This is a genomic window from Rossellomorea vietnamensis, from assembly GCF_008180415.1.
In the GTDB taxonomy this organism is placed as follows: Bacteria; Bacillota; Bacilli; order Bacillales; family Bacillaceae_B; genus Rossellomorea; species Rossellomorea vietnamensis_C.
In genome coordinates this window covers 194,304-213,275 of sequence record NZ_VTEI01000004.1, presented here as the reverse complement: position 1 = coordinate 213,275, position 18,972 = coordinate 194,304, and the positions used below count along the sequence as shown (strand labels likewise).

Below are 18,972 nucleotides of genomic sequence, written 5' to 3'. Positions count from 1 at the left end.
GAAAACATCAGGCGGCCTTTCATCCCGGCAGCCTAATGTTCCTATGTTATTTGCCTTCTTCCAATTCCTTCAGCTTTTCGGTATATCCCTGGTCGCTGTTGCCCCAGCCTTCCACATATTCATTCAGCTCCGTGGTTGTGATTGGCTCTTCCGGCAGGTCCTCTTTTGAAACGAACACCGGTGTTAATTTAACATTGTCTGGAGTCTCTTCTCCGGATAATTTTTGATACGCATAGCGAACCTGAATTCTGCCAATATCCTTAGGATCTACGGCTGCACTTGCCACCCAAGGAGAATTTTTCTCCTGAATCATTTGCAGGTCTTCATCACTCATATCGATTCCGTACACTTTGATGTCTGTCCGGCCGGCCTGCTGGATAGCACGAACGGCTCCTTTGGCAAATTCATCCCATGCTGCCCAAACCGCTGTAATCTGCCCTTCCTCCGGATACTGCTTTAAAATCGCTTCCATTTGTGACTGAGTATCCAAAGCCGTATTCTGCGTTGCTGCTCCAAAAGCGGCGACCTCTTTAATCCCCGTGTTCTCTTCAAGGAATTCCTTATAGGCGACTTGTCTCCGCTCCATTGGCGCAAAGCCGGCAACCCAGATTTTCACGATATTTGCGTTTCCATTGGAGTCTTCAGCCAGCTGCTTCAGAGTGCTCTCGGCCATCTGCTGATCACCCTGCTCAAGCACGGTCACACCGGGTTCACTTATCCCTGCGTCAAAGGCAACGACTGGAATTTCTTTCTCAATCGCCTTTTTCACTCCGGCCGCCAATGCTTCTTTCGTGCCATGGTCTATTAGAATCGCATCAAATTCCTGGTTGATCGCTGCGTCCAGGTTGGAAGACATTTTAGCCAGGTCCCCATCAGAAGTAAATACTGTCGTCGTTCCACCGAACTTCGTAACCTGCTCCTTTACACCGTCAATATATTGAGCAGAAAACGTACCAAGATTTTGCTGCATAATTAAAGCGACTTTTTTATTGGCAAGCTGGTTATCACTATTGGTTTCATTGGCTGCCGCCTCTCCTTCGGTGGTGACGCCTGTCTTTGGCTGGCACCCGGCTATAAGCAGGGTAACTATAATCATACTCAGTAAAAAGCTCCACGTTTTTTTCATCCTTTTCCCTCTCCTTTAATGGTTTTTTAATGATTTTGCATTGAATCTTTTGCTGCTGGCCTGTATATCACTCCTTTTTAGATATAAAAAAGCCTCTTTCTCCATAGAGAAAGAGGCTGAAGATTATGTATCGAATCTCCACACCTCTTATCTCCCAGAAAAGAATATCTTTTCTGTTGGAATTAGCACCGTGCCTTAAGGTATTTACATACCGGCGCAAAACTTGCTAGCGCCCCGTTTCACAACGGAATTACGGTCGGTTGCTGGGCTTCATCGGGCCAAATCCCTCCGCCTGCTCTCGATAAGAGTTGAAAGCTTGCTTTTCAATTTTAATTACCTGTGCTGAATATTATCATCAAAATTAGATGTGCGCAATATGTTTTTGGAATTTTAAATTTTTTTTAATATCTCAGTGACGTCCCGAGAAAATATCTATTAATCATTACATTATTCAAAAAAGCGTCAAGAACATAGAACTGTTCTTGACGCTTTCCTAAACAACTTTATGCTAATAATCCGGTCCACCGTACTTCCGGGTTTTTTAATGTGCATGAAATTCTGAATAATACCTCTAACTTATAATATTGAAATTAAGCTCTCTCTTTATATTCTACTTTTCTTTTATACACAATTACACCCGTCTCTTCTCTATCCCCTTTTTTTGAAGAAACAATCGCTTTAGTACCTTGAACAGGTTTTCCAATTTTATAAGAATTGTCCTGTGATATTTTTTTCGCTCCAACCATATTAAGTCTATTCACGAGAAACACCTCCAAAAAGATAGTGTATTCCTTTTATAAGATTATTATGATTGACAAGGACTATTTGATCAATTTCATCGTTCGTTAACTTACTTCTCCCTGTAATTGCTACTATTACTTTCTTAGATTTGCGATAAACTTGGTGCTATTCTCTATCTATACACCATTTCTGCCACTCTTATCAGGCTAGCGTCATTATGAGAACCAAGTGTTTTGGAGAAACCGGTAACATCAAGGTTAACATCCCTTATTTCTCCATTTTCCACACGGAAGTTCAAGTGACCTTCTTGATTTCCGAAAACAACTTTGTATACAAAGAAATCACTTTCACTTTTTGTTATATCTATTTCGTATCGGAATAATCCCAGATTGCTCATAATTTTATCACCAGCTCCGGCTGTGTCAGATAAAAGCGTTTCATAATATTAATTCTCCCTTTAACCTAAATATTTCAGGATAAGTTTTCTTGCAAATTACAATATTATTCATATTCATTGTCTTTGCTATCTAAACTCCTGGATAATTTATATATCATATACTGATTTAATGAAACTCCTTCTTGAGCAGCTTCCCCAGCAAGTCGCCAGTGCAAAGTTTTCGGCATTCTTAATACAATTTTTCCACTTGGCATTTCATTAGGTTCAGGTATTGTATCATTATGCTCTAATTTAATCTTTAAATATTCTTCCTTAACTTCCTCTAGTTCTTCCATTAATTCATCTACAGTGTCTGCATCGGTATGACAACCTTCAAGCTCGGCAATTTTCCCAAAATAATATTCATGATCGTCCTCTTTAACCTTATTGATCACAATAGAGTAATCCAAGGAAAGGTAATAATTTAAATCCTTTGTCGTTACATTGCTCATTAATATACGCTCCTTTATAGTAAGGATTTGTTTTCTTTATATCGTTATTTATATTAAAAGGCAGGAGATGGGGTTACTCCCCTACCCTATCCAGAATTTCATTCACATAGGTAATCTTTAACGGATTCTTTTCTTTTACCATTATTAAGTCGCCAGCATCATTACGAAAGTAACGGTGAGAACCTCTACTTCGTACAAGAGTATAACCATAATAGATAAGGACTCTTTCAGCTTCCTTAAAGGTTATACCTCTTGGCTGCCGCTTCATTTTATTAAGTATTTTGTCAATGCTGGTCAAATTTATGTACCTCCTCTCCAACCAAATAGTATCATATACAGTATCAAAAAACAAAAAATGGGTGCAAAAGAGATAAATTTGTTGTTTTCCTCCGTAAAAGAAGCGGATTTTCCAATTTGCACCCTATCCAGCCTTCCCAACAAAACCTCTTTAGTACTTTAACTCTCACGAGGCAGGACGTATATTTTGGATATTTATTTTCCCTTTATATGAAACACAATTACAGGAATTACTTCTTTTACTGGCGAATCTTTCTCTTTAAGTGAATGTTAAATACACACTAAATTCCAGGAGGAATCACATATGCTTGATATACTTGAGGGTAGCTCTATAGCTTATAAGAAAGTAATTCACAAAGCATTAGATTTGGTCGTGACTGATTTCATAATAATAGGAAGCAACCTAGAATTCGATGATGTATATGGGGTTGTGTTTCCATTGCATAAACAAGATGAAGAAGATAGAGAAAAGCAGGGAATGGCTTTTCTAAAAAAATTGCATAGAGAAATCGTTGATGAATTTTCCCATGAGTTTTCCCCTTTAAAGGAGTATATTTTATATCATATTCTCTGGCATGTTCATGATGGGTCAGAGGGTGCTTTTTTACTTACTGACACAATTCAAAAGTCATTACTGAAATTAAATACAAATGATTTTGATGAAGATGAACTAAAGGCTTTACATTCGATTGAAACCCCAGAAGATTTAATTGGGATTTGTTTTGAAGATTTGGATTTCCTTAGTGTTGGAAGTATTTTTGAAATATACAAGAATTACCCTCAATATGTAACTGAATTCTTGCATGTGGATTTAGATTATTATCTAGAGTTGTTGCCTGAAGACATCTTATCTGAATACAAGGAAATTCAAAAATTCCTCAATTCTAAAGAAAACAACAATACTCTGGGGTCAGACACTAAAGCTATACCTGAAACCATACACAGTAAAGATCATTTTAAGAATATCGTTGATTCTCTAATTAATTCCTTTAAACATTACGTTGAACATAAAAAATTGCATATTCTTTTCAATACTAAAATGGGGCTCGCTTCAGAAAAACAGGTTCAAGCAGCTTTCGGTATGTTGGCTAATGAAGCTCTAAAGGGTTCAGGAGTTGTAATTTCACCAGAGGTAGACACAGGGAGAGGAACCGTTGATTTTCAACTTTCAAAAGGCTCGGAGTTCCAAGTTCTAATAGAACTTAAATTAGGAAGTCACCAACGTTATAAGGATGGATTAAAATTTCAGTTGCCCACCTACTTATCAGCAGAAAAAGTAGACTTTGGTTATTTTGTTTTGGTTTGTTATACACAGGAAATCTTTGAAGAGTCTAAGGTTTTATATGGTAAAGCCGAAGAACTTAGCCAGGAATATAACAAGACCATCCGTTTTGAAAGAATTAATGCCAGTGGCGCATTAAAAACTGCATCCAAAGTTCGAAATWAGAGTGACTTGGGATTTGACTAATACCTATTAACTCCCTTCAATTTAAACCCAGTGGAGGTAGTCTAAGGAACAGAATCAGAAGGCTTTGTAATAGTTGGGGTATAGACAGGACCAACTCAAAACAAATTTCGGATGTCTCATCTATTCGCTGATGGTTTCCTCTGATCTTAATTTGAACTTTAGAATATTCTGGAGGAAAAGTAGAAGAATGGTGAGAAGTATTTTGTTGAAAAAAAAAAAAACCAGATTAATATCGGGACAAGGCCTCCTCTTGTCCCGTACCGTAAAATTTACATTTATCAGGAATAAAGCGAATGTGGAGGACCTTGCCCCTATTTTAAACAAATACCCTTTTGTTTTCCCTATTATATTTGTACCGATCCCATCGACTGTCCCACCAATAAAGCCTCCAACTAGAGGAACAGCTTTTCCTAAGTTAACAACTCCTTTTTCTCCAAATTTCGTTACCATCCTAAAACCAACTGCTTTATTTATTGATCTTATGACTTCTCAAGGCAATCTCTTAATAGCTTGAGTTGTAAGGGCAGTTCCTGCTTTTATGCCGGTTTGTTTTAGTATGTCTGATGCTGCTTGACCTGTTAAACATACAAAAACAAATGTTTTAACCTGGTCATCTTTTAAATCGTAGCCTTTCATATGGGCTATGGCTGCAATCATTCTAATTTGAACATATGTAACAGAAGCGATATTAGCCGGAATAGCTACAGGCAAAGTGATCAATCCACCTAATCCTGATAAAAAACCACTTGTTGCAGATTTTGTGTTCTGCCAGCGAATAAGGCTATTAATAGCTTTATCTATTGAATCATGCCTCGACATAAAATTCTCAGCTAATTCATAGGCTGTATCGGTGCCTGGTATTCCATTTACAGACTTTTCATAAGCCCAATCCAACAATTTACCTACTTTGCTTTCTGTTATTTCATGATCTGGCATTTTGCCCCTCCAAAATTAGGATATATAGTAATTCCTCTTAATACAAAATAGGGGGTTGAAACATGTTGGAACATCTATTACTTCAGCTTTAGTATTTAATTACTCTCTCATTGTTTAGTTATAAAGAATTAAAGCAGTATATCATTAAACTGTCTCACCTTTTTGTAATAAATTCAAAAGGACGCCTGCCCTGGTTTTTTCAACACAAAGAGCACCCCTAAAGGAAGCTCTTCATTACTATTCCTTATCATTTTTGTCTTTTGCGTATTGTAAAAGACCATTAAAGTAAATCACTGCCGCCCTACTTCTCCGAGTATCACCGATTGTCTTTGTTAAGAACAAATAAACAACTAATAATATGACCAAAGGAAAACCGACTTGCAAAAATAAAATGTCATTAAAGAAGGTTTGCTTAAAAAAATCATTATATGAAGCGATAAATGCTAAAATTAGCACAATTACAGGTGGCAAGAATTTTGACAAATCATTACTATCTTCCAATGTTTTCATACGAATTAAGCCATACTCTATTACTTTCAAATCAAGCATTGGAAATTTATCAAAACTTTTTTGAAAAGAATTTTCAGTGCTCTCCCAATAGATTATCTTTACATATTCAGTTAAGTCGGGGTCAGACCCAAACAAAATTTTGTTTTCCAACTCTTGAAAGTTGATATCATACTCATGTACCAAGTCTTTGCTCACTTTAATTTTCTTTTCAAGCGAATTAACTTTTTCTTTTAATTTCTTTGTATTTTTGAATTGGTATATAAATGTAACAATAAAAGCAATGCATAAAAGGAAAACAGTTGTAATTATACCAATAAATAAAGTCTCCATCTTCTTCATTTCCTCCTTCCTGCTTAAATAAAGAGAATTGACTTTGAGGGGGGTACCTTCTTAAAGACTCATCAACTACTTTCATAAAATTCGATCGATGCATTGGCATTGTCATCATAAAGGAATACCCAGCACTCTCTTAAATTTGGGACAGTACAGGCTGTTCCTTAATCAAAAAAAGTTTAAATAACACAAGACAACCAAACCAAAAGGACAGTTATTCTCCCCCAGCTAAGTCAACGGTCTTATTCTGTGATCCCAAAAAAACCATATCTTCCAAAACTTTTATCTTTAGTAAACTCAATGTAATTAATTTTATCTTTTACTTTATCGTTCGGCTCTTTATTTTCAAGTATAATTATTTGCATTTTGTGCCCCCTTGAGGATAAATCCTTAAAGAAAGCCGCTTGAATATCATTCTCCACTTCATCATCCTCTTTTTCCTTTTTACCTTGATAAGTCGTCAAAGGAGAATCTAAAACTACAAAACCTGGATGAGGAAAATTATTATCTTTACAATATTCCATTAGCGAGATTGCAAAAGCACTATAAATAATTGCCCTATAACCCTTTCCATAGTCATTGCTTAATTTATTATTAACATAAAATTTTCCTTCATCAAAAATAACAGTAGGTTCTTTAGAAAACTTCCATCTCTTTAATATATTGGACATATACTTGCAAAATTCATTATAGGCGCTTAATATTAATCCTTCGTTTTCGTTTGTATTAATATTTTTCTTCTCTGGTTGTTTCCTTAACTTTTCTAAAACTATTTCTTTTTCATTAATTAAATCAGTAATTCTCTCGTTTGTTGAATTATAGTCAGCTAACATATCTCTTTGGGATATATAGTTGTCTATAATATCCCTAATATTAGTTTCTCGTGGTTCTAATGTATTAACAATACTGTCATTAATAATCTCATATTCCTCTTGTTGTCTCTCAATATCTATCAGCAATTCTGAATGTTCTAACTCTGTTTCCAGTATTGTAGATTCTAAATCTTTCAATTGAATATTTATTTTATTTATCTCTGCTTCAATTGATTCTGTTATATTGACTTCATTTTCTTCACCTATACATTCTGTTTCATGAGAACCATCTACTTTTTGATTACAGTAAGGACATACCGAAAAGTTAAGTTGTGAAAAATAATGATCTCCTTCTTTAACAAAGATCAGTCTTTTTAAGTCAGAATTGTATTGTTCCTCTAAAAGATGGAATCTTTTAATTAACTCTGATACTGCTATATACTTAGATTTCTTTTCTTCAATTTCACTCCAAAGATTTCTTTTGATAAATGTCTGCTCTTTAATTTCATTATTAATACTTCTTAACTCTACTTGTAGTTCCTTAAATTTATCCTCCATATCAATTTCCAGGAATATATCTGCTGATGGAAAATTAAATAGATATTTTTCTTCCTCATGTATTAGTCTATCTAATAATTCCTTTTGTCCTTCTAATTTCGCTTTGGAACCATTATCATTTTCAATAATATCGTCATTCTTTTTATCGTCAATTCCAGAAACAATCAGTTTAAAAACAGACTTTTCAACAGTTACACTAACAAATTGTCCAGATAGTATAGGGGATTTATCCTTAATTATTTTTGACTCGTTAATTGTAATAAAAATAGGTAAGTCTCTAAAACTTAATGTGCGTAGCTCTCCATTTTTCTTCTTTAATACACTAGTCGGATGAATAAATCCTGACTTTTGAAGTAAAAAAGCAGATAGATTGTCCGTTTTTTGCTTATCATGTTTGTAATTTAAAATTTCAGGAATGTTATTTTTTATGGATAAAGTGGGAGAATCATAAACTTCGATAGTATTTTTACCAAATTCCCTTTTTAGTGTGTATGATTTTCCGCTATATAAGACGATCTCCATTAGTATAGAAGAGTAACCTTTACTTTCATCAATTTTTTTAGGGACATCCTTCGCACCTAACATATAATTTACACATTCGAAGATGTAAGATTTTCCAGTGTCTGATGGTCCTGAAATAATATTTAGCCCTGTCTCGAAAGTAACAATTGCATTCTCAACATTTTTACCAGTGACCATCAATTTCTTTATATAAAACCCCATTTCATTCATCTCGATCGAACCCTCCTCTCACTAAAGATTCCTTTGTAAATTCACTACCCCATTTGTGAATATTTTCATCTATATACTCTTCTAGTTCTTTATCAGAAAGGTGACTAAAGGTTTCGTTTAACCAGTGGGAATAATTTCTTATTTCTCTTGCATAAATGGAGTCAAAATAGTCAATAAAATATGCACTTAAATCATTAGCCCTGTAACTTACCCCACCTTTTGTATACACAATTTCTACTAATTCCCTTGAATACATTAAATCGATACCTTCTTGCATTACTTTTCTTTTTATTATTATTTCCCCTGAACGATTGGGTATTGATGGATGTAAACTTTCTACATTAGTATCAACATCACTACTATGCGTCACCAAGTAATCGTAAATAACAAGTCTATTCAAATCTATTAAAGAAGGAGATAGTTCATTCAAAATCATAAGCGCTCTAAGTCCAACTTCTAGTGGAGTATTAAAAACGAAAGTATCCCGATTAGTTGTAAATTTATTCTTCATCATCTATCACCCAAGTTATTTCTTCTTCTAGCTTCTCTTCGTTTGCTAAATGATGACAAATACCGCTTTTATCATTTCCAGTGAGAAAATCACTGAAGATATTCTCCCCACTAACAACGAGGTTTCTAGCTTGCTGTGTTGTGGCTTTTACTCTTTCGAAACCATCTTCATATTTAGAATAAACCGTATCAATAATTCCATGGAAAATTTCTTCCTTTAAATCTTCAAATGCATGAATTCCACTAGGCATCGAATCTCTTTCAAATATCTTCAAAGACTCCGCTTGATAGTAATAAATTCGCTGCCTATTGAAATGGTGTAACATTCGTTTATAAGCCTTTAAGTCCTCCAAGCTGTTAATTATTTTATTTTTATGATTACCATAAGCGCCAAATAATTTTTTTACATACATCATTTCTTTTTCACTAATTTCTTGAGGTGCATTTTTAGGTCTGTCAGGCATTTTTTTTAACCCCCCGCCAAACCTTAATGGAAAGTAAGAGGTCTGTTGATACTGGTTTATAAACTCAATTGGATTTATTACATCAATGATAGAATAATCAAAGCTTTCTACATATTTCTTAAAGTCACCTGTAAGTGGTATTTCCTTAGTTTTAGTGATTTTTTTCAAACAGTGATTATCCCATTCTTTTATTAATTCGGCTTTTAGAATTCCGGGCTGCATTATAAAGTCATACAATTTTCCACCCACTCCATTAGGAGCAACAAGATAGTATTTTCTAGGAATATTAAAAGCCCCAATAAATGTGTAGTAACATAGCTTTCCAAATTCAACCCACATTTGCGAAGGAGTTAAAGGTGCGTGATAATGTTTACATTGATAATTATCCCAAATTTCTTCTCCGTCCCTGGAATCCTTTTGGAACGCTATTACATCTCGTCCTTTATCCCCTGCTCCACCAACCTTCACCACTTTTTCATACTTTTTCCTAAGAAATCCAAAAATCCACTCTTCTATTATCTCCTCATACTCATTTGGTGAAATTATTTTAAGTCTATCAATGGGTAAGACTGAATTACCCACTAGCAGCTGAAAATTTGTAGCACTGGTAATGTAATTCGGCTCATGAATTTCAACCAACTCTTCATGATTAATTTTTTCCATAACAAATCCCCTATAAATTTTTGTATACCAATGGTATCAAATTTCGACAAGTATATATGTTGAATTTTGTCGAAACCTTCCATTCTTTGAAGCATATTGACCTTTTTATAAACACAAATAGATAATTGTTAGTATAAGAAATACTCGTTATTAAGGTACCTCCTTGAAATTCAATCAGCAAATCACATATATTACAAGGCAGGACCTGACCCCGGTATGTTAAGTCTATATTGTACTGGGCTTAGAGGAACTGAGGGACTAGGTTCCTCTAAGCCACATTTATCAAATGCTTATAGGTAAAAAGGCCTGACCACCAACACGTTAATGTCCTGGGAATCAGGCCTTGTCTTCTCACACCAATCATCAACCGGCACTCTTCATTTCTACTTTCGATCGCACTGATCTTTTCGCACTAAGCCGAAAATACGTGACCGTGAGCGCAAGAACAAGAACGGTACCTTTTACAATTTCGAATGCGTAGTATGGTAAATTCAGCATCGGCAGCCCATTGAGGAGCACTCCTATTAATGCTGCTCCGAAGAAAGTTCCTAATGCATTTGGTTTTCCCGCTCCAAGTACGGAGAATCCGACGAAGACAGCGGCTACAGCCTCCATCAGCAAGGAAGCCCCCGAGTCTATTTGTCCCGAGCCAACTCTGGCTGTAAATAGAATCCCTGCCAGCGAGGCAAATATTCCGGAAACGACATAAGCAAGGGTTTTCACCTTTTTCACGTTGATTCCTGACAGCCGGGCTGCTTCTGCATTCCCCTCGGTCATGTACAGGATTCTTCCCCACCGGGTTTTATTCAGTACCACGTAAACAGCAGCTACCAATACCAGCATTAAGATGACGGGTACAGGAATTCCCCATAGTCTTCCCTGCCCGATCCAAAGGAAATTTTGATAGAACTCCCCGGGTGCCTTTCCTCCTGTTGTCAATTCCATGTGGCTGTAGATAGAATATCCCTCCGTGTATGTGCGGTGCAGTCCGGAAATGATATACATGCCCCTTAAGGTTGCCAGCAGATCGGGTAATGGGGCCTGACCCCCGGTACGTTAATGCGTTAGTGTACTGGGGGTCAGGCTCCCATTATGCTTCCCCGCCGGGATAACCGAGAGAATTACATCCCTCCCCTGCCTCAAGTAATTTCACAAAGAAAAAAATTTTCACTTGATACAAAAGGAAAGGTAGCGCTTTCACTTAATTTATTGATAAATTCTTTATTGACTTAACACACTAAAGCGATTATTATCCAGTATAGAGTTTAATTTGCTAATAATTTAATAAATTCAATTATCTAGAGTGACCGAGGGAACAGGCCCTATGACGTCCGGCAACCTCCTTTATGGAACGGTGCTAATTCCTGCAGAGTGTTTTCATTCTGGAAGATAAGTTATCGATAAACAGATGCTTCTTTCAGTTGAAAGGGGCATTTTTATTTTTCTTAAAAAAGGGGTGTACACCGTGATTGAGATTAGGAATCTTGTTAAAGAATACAAGAGCAAAAAACAGACGGTCCTTGCAGTAAACGATGTTTCTGTAACGATTGATAAAGGCGAGATTTTCGGAATTGTTGGTTATAGTGGTGCTGGAAAAAGCTCATTGATCCGCTGTTTGAATCTCTTGGAAAAGCCGACTTCTGGAGAAATAATCATTGAAGGACAGGACTTGACGAAACTTTCTTCCAAATCACTTCGTTATGCACGACAGAAAATCAGTATGATCTTTCAGCATTTCCACCTTATCAAAGCAAAGACGGTTTATGAAAACCTCGCGTTCGCTTTGAAATCAGCAAAGGTCCCTAAAGCCGAAATCAAACCAAGAGTGACAGAACTATTGGAAAAGGTCGGTCTAAGCGATAAAGCGGATGCCTATCCATCTCAGTTGAGCGGCGGTCAAAAGCAAAGGGTGGGCATTGCCAGGGCATTGGCCAATAATCCTTCCGTCCTGTTATGCGATGAAGCAACTTCAGCACTTGATCCAAGTACAACTAAATCGATTCTGAAGTTGTTAAAGAATATTAACAGAGAGCTTGGGTTGACGATTGTTCTCATCACCCATGAGATGGAAGTCGTAAAAGAAATCTGCGACAGGATGGCGATGATGCAGGACGGCAGAATCGTCGAGGAAGGTCCGGTATATGATTTATTTTCTAATCCAAAGCAACCTTTGACGAAGCAATTTATCGAGAATATCCTTCAGTTTGAATTGCCTCCCCATCTACTTCAGTCCAGACAAGGCAAGCTGATCAAATTCCAGTTCAAAGGGACGATTGCAGAAGAAAGTGTCGTCTCTGAGGTCTTCCAGAAGTATAAGGTAAGGGGCAATATCCTTCATGGAAAAATTGAATATATTCAGGATATTCCACTTGGAATCTTTGTTATGGAACTGATTGGAGATACAGCAGAGATTGATGCTGCTGTTCGTTATATTCGCCTCAAAACGTCAAGTTTGGAGGTGCTCAATAATGTTGCCTGAATCCTTGACAGCAATCATACCAGAACTGAACAAAGCATTTCTTGAGACGATTTACATGGTGGGAATCTCGCTTTCTGTATCAATCATCGTCGGCCTGCCTCTTGGGATCCTTCTGTTTGTGACAGATAAAGGCTTGTTCCTGCAGAACAGCTTTATTAAAAAAATGGTCGGGTTTCTTGTCAATATGATCCGGTCTGTACCATTCATCATTTTACTGGTGGCACTGCTGCCATTGACTAAATTCCTGACAGGAACAACCATAGGCCCGACAGCCGCTTCGGTTTCACTGTCCGTGGCCGGTATACCATTCTTTGCAAGGATGGTGGAAACTTCTTTAAGAGAAATTGATAAAGGAGTCATCGAAGCCTCGGTTTCCGTCGGTGCCAGTCCCTGGATGATCATAAAAGATGTTCTTCTTCCGGAAGCACGTCCCGCGATTGTTCAGGCTGTAACCATTACGACGATCAGCCTAGTCGCTTTTTCTGCGATGGCGGGCATTGTCGGCGGCGGGGGAGTCGGTGACTTGGCAATCCGGTTTGGATATTACCGCTATGATAATGTGATCATGGTGACGACAGTGGTCATTTTGATAGGCATAGTCCAGATTATCCAGTACTCCGGTGACATATTAGCAAGATTAGTAGATAAGAGATAATTATATTAGGGGGAAAACAACATGAAAAAATGGATCTTATTTTTAGCAATGGCAATGACCGTTAGCCTATTGGCTGCATGCGGAGGAGAAGAAGCTGTTGGTACCGAAGGAGAAAGCAAGGAAATTACAATTGGTGCAACAGCTGGCCCATACAGTGACATGGTAACAAAAGCAATCAAGCCGGGACTCGAAGCAAAAGGATACACAGTGGAAGTAAAGGAATTCAGCGACTATATTCAGCCTAATAATGCACTGGCTGAGGGCGACCTGGATGCCAACCTGTTCCAACATAAAATTTACATGGAGACATTCGCCGAACAAAATGGGCTTGAATTATCAGAAGTAATCGTGGTGCCTACTGCACCAATGGGGATTTATTCAAACAAGTTTACTTCCATTGATGCAATTGAAGAAGGAAGCTCCATTGCGATTCCAAATGATCCCACAAATGCTGCCCGCAGCTTTCAGATACTGCAAGATGCAAAGCTGATTACATTGAATTCTGACTCAGATCCGCTGACAGTTTCAGAGAAAGACGTACAGGACAACGTCAAAAAGCTTAAGTTCCAACCGATCGAGGCAGCACAGCTTCCAAGAGCAGTTGAAAGTACTGACCTTTCTGCTGTGCCAGGCAACTTTGCCCTTGCTGCAAAAATGGACCTTTTGGATGCCCTTCAATTGGAAGCCATGCCTGATCAGTACCGGAACCGTGTAGTCATGAACACAGCAGATCTCGATTCACAATTGGCCAAAGACATTAAGGAAGTAGTTGAATCCGCAGAATTTGAAGAAATTATTGATGAAGAATTCAAAGGTTTTGGCAAACCCGAGTGGATGACAGAATAAAATATTCATCAAAGGAAGCCCCCATTATTCCGCTGCTTGTTGACCGGGATAATGGGGGCTTCCCATCTTTATGAGAAATAGGGCCTGACCCCCGGTACGTTAATGCGTTAATGTGCTGGGCGCAGGCCCTGCTTCCCCATATGACCCGACGTATGGTGAAGACAGTTGTTGCTTCTTCCATTCGAAAGAATGCTACCTAGTCTCTTCTTCACTTTTAATTGATCGACAAGATTCTCTTTTGATAAGTGTGGTTTTTACCTTTTCCACAATTCCTCTTTGCTCTTCATCCTCAATTGATTCAATAAGCAGCGTTGTTGCTTTTTTGGCGATATCAGAAAACGAAATTTTGACTGTTGTTAGTGGTGGATTTAGATAGGATGAAAAAAATGAGTTATCGAATCCTATGATTGAAATATCTTCCGGAATACGTAACCCTAATTCATTTACTGCTTTATATGCACCAATTACCATCGTATCATTACTTACAAAAATGGCCGTTGGCGGATTGGGGCCTTTTAAAAGATACCTTACACCTTCGTATCCACTTATTTCTGTAAAATCACCATGGTAAATAGCTTCCTTTTTTATCTCAATTCCGTGTTTTATTAATGTTGTTTTAAAGCCTGCCAGCCTTTCTTTTGCAGACAATTTATTTAAATTCCCAGTAATAATACCAATGGATGTATGTCCAAGTTCCAATAAGTACGATACCGCCTTAACGCTTCCCTCATAGTTATCCGCATTAATATAGATCGCATTATGACTTGTGTTATAAACCTCATTCGTATCTATCATAGCAATGAAATGTTTTTGTTCAATTAGGTTAAATATAAGATCATTTTCTGCTTCTTGTGTCCCCACAAAAATAGCTCCATCAATTATTTTTTGATAAAAAATACTTTGAACTTTTTTTAAATCTTCTATTGAATATACAATAGAAATAAGGACATAATAACCCATTTTATTCGCTTGGTCACTGACTGTACTTACAATTGGAGAAAAGAACGGATTATCATGTATTAAAGTATCTTCCGTTGACTTGACATGATGAGGTTCCTCACTATCTTTTACGTCTAATAAAATGATCGCAATCATTTTATTTTTTATGCCAGCTAACTTTTGCGCTGAAGCATTTGGAGCGTAATTGTATTCTTCTATGGCTTTCCAAACTTTTTCTCTTGTGGATTGTGGTATATCTGGATAATTGTTAATAACTCTTGATATTGTACTTCTAGATAATCCTAGAAGCTTAGCTAAGTCCTTACTGCGCATAAAGTCTCCACCTAATCACTATATTTATCTTAGTATATCAGAGAATGCAGTTCGTTATTTTTCTATTAACGTTTTACTTCATCCGTTTTCATATGAGGCCTTTATAAGATCACCGTCACCTTTTGAACTCCCAGCCCAAACTCATCAACCCTAAATTCTGGAAGAGTGCAAATAGAATAGACTCTTAAGATTAAAGACCTAAAAAATTTTTACACAAAAAGTAATTGAAGTTTTCTGACTAGTGGTTTAATATCATTGTTGAAAGCGTTTCCTATTTTGCCAACAAACCACTCAGAAAATTCATGCCTGCTATTTTTTTTACCGTTTTACTAACGCGGGTTAGTAAAACGGTAAAGTGGATTCATAGCACTCAATTAACAACAATACAAACTTTTAGATCTTACAAAAGAAAACAAATTCTAAACTAAACGAATTGATATCTTTAATGAGATTTTAATCATTTCACTTTCTTAAATTAGATCATTCAAGAAATAAAGGATTTTTTTATAGTTTAGGAAACCGGTTTCTTAAATATATTTAAAGGTGGTGATTAGTTCTAACCAAACATTTAGCAATAAAATACTAATGCGGAGGTTAATGATGAAATTTAGAAAATTAGTTATTTTTACAATTGCTGTTATTCTATTTAGCTCCAGCTTTCCCCTCAAAAAAAATGTATCAGCTGCTGGAAACCCATCAACTGGTACAAGTTCAGCCTCAAATGATTGGGAATTGATTTGGTCGGATGAATTCAATGATGACGAGATCAACATGGAAAATTGGAGTTATGATGTTCCTACAAATGGTAGATATAACGGCGAAATACAATCATATACAGAAAACAATGCCTTTGTTAATAATGGATCTCTTATTCTTGAAGCTAGGAAAGAAGATATAACAGAGGCAGATGGGAAAACATATAACTACTCTTCAGCGAAACTAATTTCCAAAGGTAAACAAAAATGGACGTATGGCAAAGTTGAAGTAAAGGCAAAAATGCCTTCAGGACAAGGAATTTGGCCTGCAATTTGGATGATGCCAGAAGATGAGCCTTTTTATGGTACATGGCCAGTTAGTGGAGAAATTGACATTATGGAATTAATAGGGCATGAACCTGATACAATTCATGGAACGATCCACTTCGGTAACCCACACCAACAACGACAAGGACATTATTATTTACCTGATGGTCAATCATTTGCTGATGATTACCATATTTACAGTATAGAATGGGAACCTGGTGAAATTCGATGGTATCTTGATGGTGAGTTATATCACACGGCAAATGATTGGTTCACTAAAAGTGACTCTAACGCAGATGACTATACTTATCCAGCTCCATTTGATCAAGATTTCTTCTTAATTATGAATATTTCAGTTGGTGGGGGCTGGCCAGGTAATCCTGATGAAACAACTGTATTCCCTCAACAAATGGCAGTTGATTATGTAAAAGTCTATCAAAAAGATGAGTACCCTATACGCGAAAAGCCTATAAGTGAAGAAGTTGATGAGGTTAGAGCTCCTCTTGAAGACGGCAACTATATTTACAATGGTAGTTTCGACATGGATGATCCTGAGGTTGGCGGTGTAGAAGGTGTTCAATACTCTGATTATTGGAAATTTTCAAAAGATGGTGGTGCTATTGCTAATCTCTCACCAAACAACGGTACAATGGATGTACAAATTGAATCAGGTGGTAATGTTGAACATGGAGTTCAATTCCTTCAAGCACCGATTCAGCTTGAAAAAGGTGCTAAGTATAAAGCCTCCTTTAAAGCAAAAGCAGAAACGGAAAGACCAGTAAAAATTAAAATAGGTGCAGATGGAGATCGAAGCTGGAAAGATTATGCTGCTAAAGATCCGATCACTTTGACAACATCTTGGGAAGATTATTCATTTGAATTTACTATGAATGATGAGACAGATAATAAAGCTCGTTATGAATTCAATATGGGTCTAGATAATGGTGATATTTCACTTGATGATGTGAAATTAGTGAAAATTGCTGATGCACCTCCTGTTGATCCATCTAAAATTGTAAGAGAACCTCTTCCAACTGGAAACTATATATATAACGGTACGTTTGACCAAGGTACTGAGAGAATGGGTTATTGGGAATTTAAAACAGACGAATCAGCAGATGCAACTAGCTATATCGGAAGTGCAGTAAATGAAAGAAGATTTGAAGCATTAATCAACAATGGTGGTAACAACAAAAATTCTGTACAATTAGTTCAAAATGGGCTTAACCTAGAAAATGAAAAACCATATCAATTAACCTTTGAAGCAAGTGCAGAAGCAGAAAGGGAAATTCAGGTAGAAGTCACAAGCTCGAACGCCGAAGTAATTCATGAAGAAACAGTAAACTTAACTCCAGAAACAAAAGAATATACGTTAGAATTCACAAATACTGTGGCAACAGATAACCAATCTGAACTTCACTTTAATCTTGGTGGTAATCCTAGTGATGTTTACATTGATAATGTATTTTTGAAAAGGCTACCATTAGAACAAGTAGACGGTAATCTTGTTAAAAATGGCATCTTTGATGGCCTAGCTAATTGGAGAGCAGAAGCATTCAACCCTGGAAAAGCAACTTTTGCGGTAAATGAAGAAGGACAAGCTAAAGCATCCATCACTGATATTGGTACAGCTGATTGGAACATTCAATTATTCCAACAAGGAATTAATATCGAACAAGATACTGCCTATGAGGTATCTTTTGATGCAAAATCTACTGTTGACCGACCATTACGTGTACAACTTCAACATAATGGTGAAGAAGACAACAATTGGACAGGATACTCAGATCAAGTAGTAGAGTTAACGGATACATTACAAACATTTACTTACACATTTAGAATGACTGAACCTACAGATGCTGCAGCTAAATTCGGGTTTGCTTTAGGTAAAGACGCTGATGGATTAACACCAGCAGAAATTCAAGATGTAGTGATTGATAATGTTGTAATTAAAAAAGCAGAAGATATTAATGACCCTGAAAACCCTCCTGGCACTGAAGATCCTGGTACCGAAGACCCTGGCACCGAAGACCCTGGGACTGAGGATCCTGGGACTGAAGATCCTGGCACTGAAGATCCTGGCACTGAGGATCCAGGCACTGAAGATCCTGGCACTGAAGATCCTGGGACTGAAGATCCTAGCACTGAAGATCCTGGGACCAAGGATCAAGACACTAAAGGTCCAGAAGTTAAACAGGATCAAAATTCTAAAGGTAAGCAGAAATTACCTAACACTGCTACTAACAGTTTTACCCTACTAGCTTTAGGTTTATTAGTAGTCCTATTAGGTTCAATTTTAGGTGTTACAGCTCGTAGAAAAAAATCATTATAACAGTAAAACAGCACTATTCCTCGAGAAGAATAGTGCTGTTTTTTAAGGGAAAAGGGGCCTGACCCCCGGTACGTTAATGCGTTAGTGTACTGGGGGTCAGGCCCTGATTTCTGGATTCAGAATCGCAACCGAATTTTCAGACTGCAAATTTTTAAACTTTCTTATCTTTGAACAAAATCGCCAACGCGACTTAAACCACGTCCCAAGTCATTCACTTGAGGCTATCCCTCGCTTCAAAAAAGGTGCTGCCACAACGCTGACATTTCACTTTAACCTTTCTCTTTATACACATAAAAATCAGGAACATCAAAACCATGAACATATGAAG

The 18,972-nt window shown here is 37.0% G+C and carries 17 protein-coding genes, 1 pseudogene and 2 riboswitches; of the genes and pseudogenes, 5 read left to right on the top strand and 13 right to left on the bottom strand.

Translation table 11 applies throughout. The features are described 5' to 3' along the window. Nucleotides 1–46: 46 nt before the first annotated feature. The 5 genes from FZC78_RS10855 to FZC78_RS10840 all read right to left on the bottom strand — a co-directional run bounded on the left by FZC78_RS10855 (nt 47) and on the right by FZC78_RS10840 (nt 3,053). Nucleotides 47–1,126 (bottom strand): sugar ABC transporter substrate-binding protein, encoded by a 1,080-nt coding sequence (locus FZC78_RS10855; protein ID WP_148939720.1) that lies wholly within the window; start codon nt 1,124–1,126, stop codon nt 47–49. A gap of 144 nt (nt 1,127–1,270) precedes the next feature. Then, nucleotides 1,271–1,434, bottom strand: a riboswitch (SAM riboswitch). A gap of 282 nt (nt 1,435–1,716) precedes the next feature. Continuing rightward, nucleotides 1,717–1,887: a hypothetical protein gene (locus FZC78_RS23650; protein ID WP_187444896.1), complete on the bottom strand. Its 171-nt coding sequence runs from the start codon at nt 1,885–1,887 to the stop codon at nt 1,717–1,719. A gap of 152 nt (nt 1,888–2,039) precedes the next feature. Further along, entirely contained in the window at nt 2,040–2,264 is a 225-nt protein-coding gene (locus FZC78_RS10850) for a hypothetical protein (protein ID WP_148939719.1), read from the bottom strand. 104 nt (nt 2,265–2,368) lie between these two features. Next, nucleotides 2,369–2,755, bottom strand: a complete 387-nt coding sequence (locus FZC78_RS10845; protein ID WP_148939718.1) for a toxin-antitoxin system HicB family antitoxin — start codon at nt 2,753–2,755, stop codon at nt 2,369–2,371. A gap of 73 nt (nt 2,756–2,828) precedes the next feature. Further along, a complete protein-coding gene (locus FZC78_RS10840; RefSeq protein WP_148939717.1) occupies nt 2,829–3,053 on the bottom strand; it encodes a type II toxin-antitoxin system HicA family toxin in 225 nt (74 codons plus the stop codon). 303 nt (nt 3,054–3,356) lie between these two features. Here FZC78_RS10840 and FZC78_RS10835 point away from each other — a divergent pair, with 303 nt between their 5' ends. Further along, complete coding sequence (locus FZC78_RS10835) at nt 3,357–4,520, top strand: hypothetical protein (RefSeq protein ID WP_148939716.1); 1,164 nt, start codon at nt 3,357–3,359, stop codon at nt 4,518–4,520. A 120-nt stretch (nt 4,521–4,640) separates the two neighbouring features. Here the strand turns inward: FZC78_RS10835 and FZC78_RS24270 are convergent, their stop codons facing one another. The 7 genes and pseudogenes from FZC78_RS24270 to FZC78_RS10805 all read right to left on the bottom strand — a co-directional run. Next, entirely contained in the window at nt 4,641–4,970 is a 330-nt protein-coding gene (locus FZC78_RS24270) for a hypothetical protein (protein ID WP_252183585.1), read from the bottom strand. Nucleotides 4,971–5,009: 39 nt separating this feature from the next. Then, nucleotides 5,010–5,456 carry an EcsC family protein gene (locus tag FZC78_RS10830; protein WP_252183584.1) on the bottom strand — a complete coding sequence of 149 codons (447 nt, stop codon included), beginning with the start codon at nt 5,454–5,456 and terminating at the stop codon, nt 5,010–5,012. Between the two features lie 237 nt (nt 5,457–5,693). After that, on the bottom strand, nt 5,694–6,296 hold the full coding sequence (locus FZC78_RS10825) for a hypothetical protein (protein ID WP_148939715.1): 603 nt from the start codon (nt 6,294–6,296) through the stop codon (nt 5,694–5,696). Nucleotides 6,297–6,541: 245 nt separating this feature from the next. Continuing rightward, complete coding sequence (locus tag FZC78_RS10820) at nt 6,542–8,401, bottom strand: hypothetical protein (protein WP_148939714.1); 1,860 nt, start codon at nt 8,399–8,401, stop codon at nt 6,542–6,544. Next, on the bottom strand, nt 8,394–8,915 hold the full coding sequence (locus tag FZC78_RS10815; protein WP_148939713.1) for an ABC-three component system middle component 2: 522 nt from the start codon (nt 8,913–8,915) through the stop codon (nt 8,394–8,396). Before FZC78_RS10815 ends, FZC78_RS10820 begins: the two co-directional genes overlap by 8 nt. Next, nucleotides 8,902–10,038: an ABC-three component system protein gene (locus FZC78_RS10810; RefSeq protein WP_148939712.1), complete on the bottom strand. Its 1,137-nt coding sequence runs from the start codon at nt 10,036–10,038 to the stop codon at nt 8,902–8,904. The genes FZC78_RS10815 and FZC78_RS10810 overlap by 14 nt, the downstream gene beginning before the upstream one ends. Nucleotides 10,039–10,401: 363 nt before the next feature. Continuing rightward, a pseudogene (locus tag FZC78_RS10805) lies at nt 10,402–11,073 on the bottom strand (ABC transporter permease); the annotation flags it as partial. A 256-nt stretch (nt 11,074–11,329) separates the two neighbouring features. After that, nucleotides 11,330–11,434, top strand: a riboswitch (SAM riboswitch). Between the two features lie 69 nt (nt 11,435–11,503). Between FZC78_RS10805 and FZC78_RS10800 the strand changes: the two are divergent. Genes FZC78_RS10800 through FZC78_RS10790 form a run of 3 tightly spaced genes read left to right on the top strand, consistent with a single transcriptional unit; the run spans nt 11,504 to nt 14,018 of the window. After that, nucleotides 11,504–12,517 carry a methionine ABC transporter ATP-binding protein gene (locus tag FZC78_RS10800; protein ID WP_148939711.1) on the top strand — a complete coding sequence of 338 codons (1,014 nt, stop codon included), beginning with the start codon at nt 11,504–11,506 and terminating at the stop codon, nt 12,515–12,517. After that, on the top strand, nt 12,507–13,172 hold the full coding sequence (locus FZC78_RS10795; protein ID WP_148939710.1) for a methionine ABC transporter permease: 666 nt from the start codon (nt 12,507–12,509) through the stop codon (nt 13,170–13,172). Before FZC78_RS10800 ends, FZC78_RS10795 begins: the two co-directional genes overlap by 11 nt. 21 nt (nt 13,173–13,193) lie before the next feature. Next, complete coding sequence (locus FZC78_RS10790; protein ID WP_148939709.1) at nt 13,194–14,018, top strand: MetQ/NlpA family ABC transporter substrate-binding protein; 825 nt, start codon at nt 13,194–13,196, stop codon at nt 14,016–14,018. 192 nt (nt 14,019–14,210) lie between these two features. Here FZC78_RS10790 and FZC78_RS10785 read toward each other — a convergent pair whose 3' ends face one another. Then, on the bottom strand, nt 14,211–15,290 hold the full coding sequence (locus FZC78_RS10785) for a LacI family DNA-binding transcriptional regulator (protein ID WP_148939708.1): 1,080 nt from the start codon (nt 15,288–15,290) through the stop codon (nt 14,211–14,213). A 597-nt stretch (nt 15,291–15,887) separates the two neighbouring features. Here FZC78_RS10785 and FZC78_RS10780 point away from each other — a divergent pair. Next, on the top strand, nt 15,888–18,644 hold the full coding sequence (locus tag FZC78_RS10780; RefSeq protein ID WP_148939792.1) for a carbohydrate binding domain-containing protein: 2,757 nt from the start codon (nt 15,888–15,890) through the stop codon (nt 18,642–18,644). The last annotated feature ends 328 nt before the right edge of the window (nt 18,645–18,972 follow it).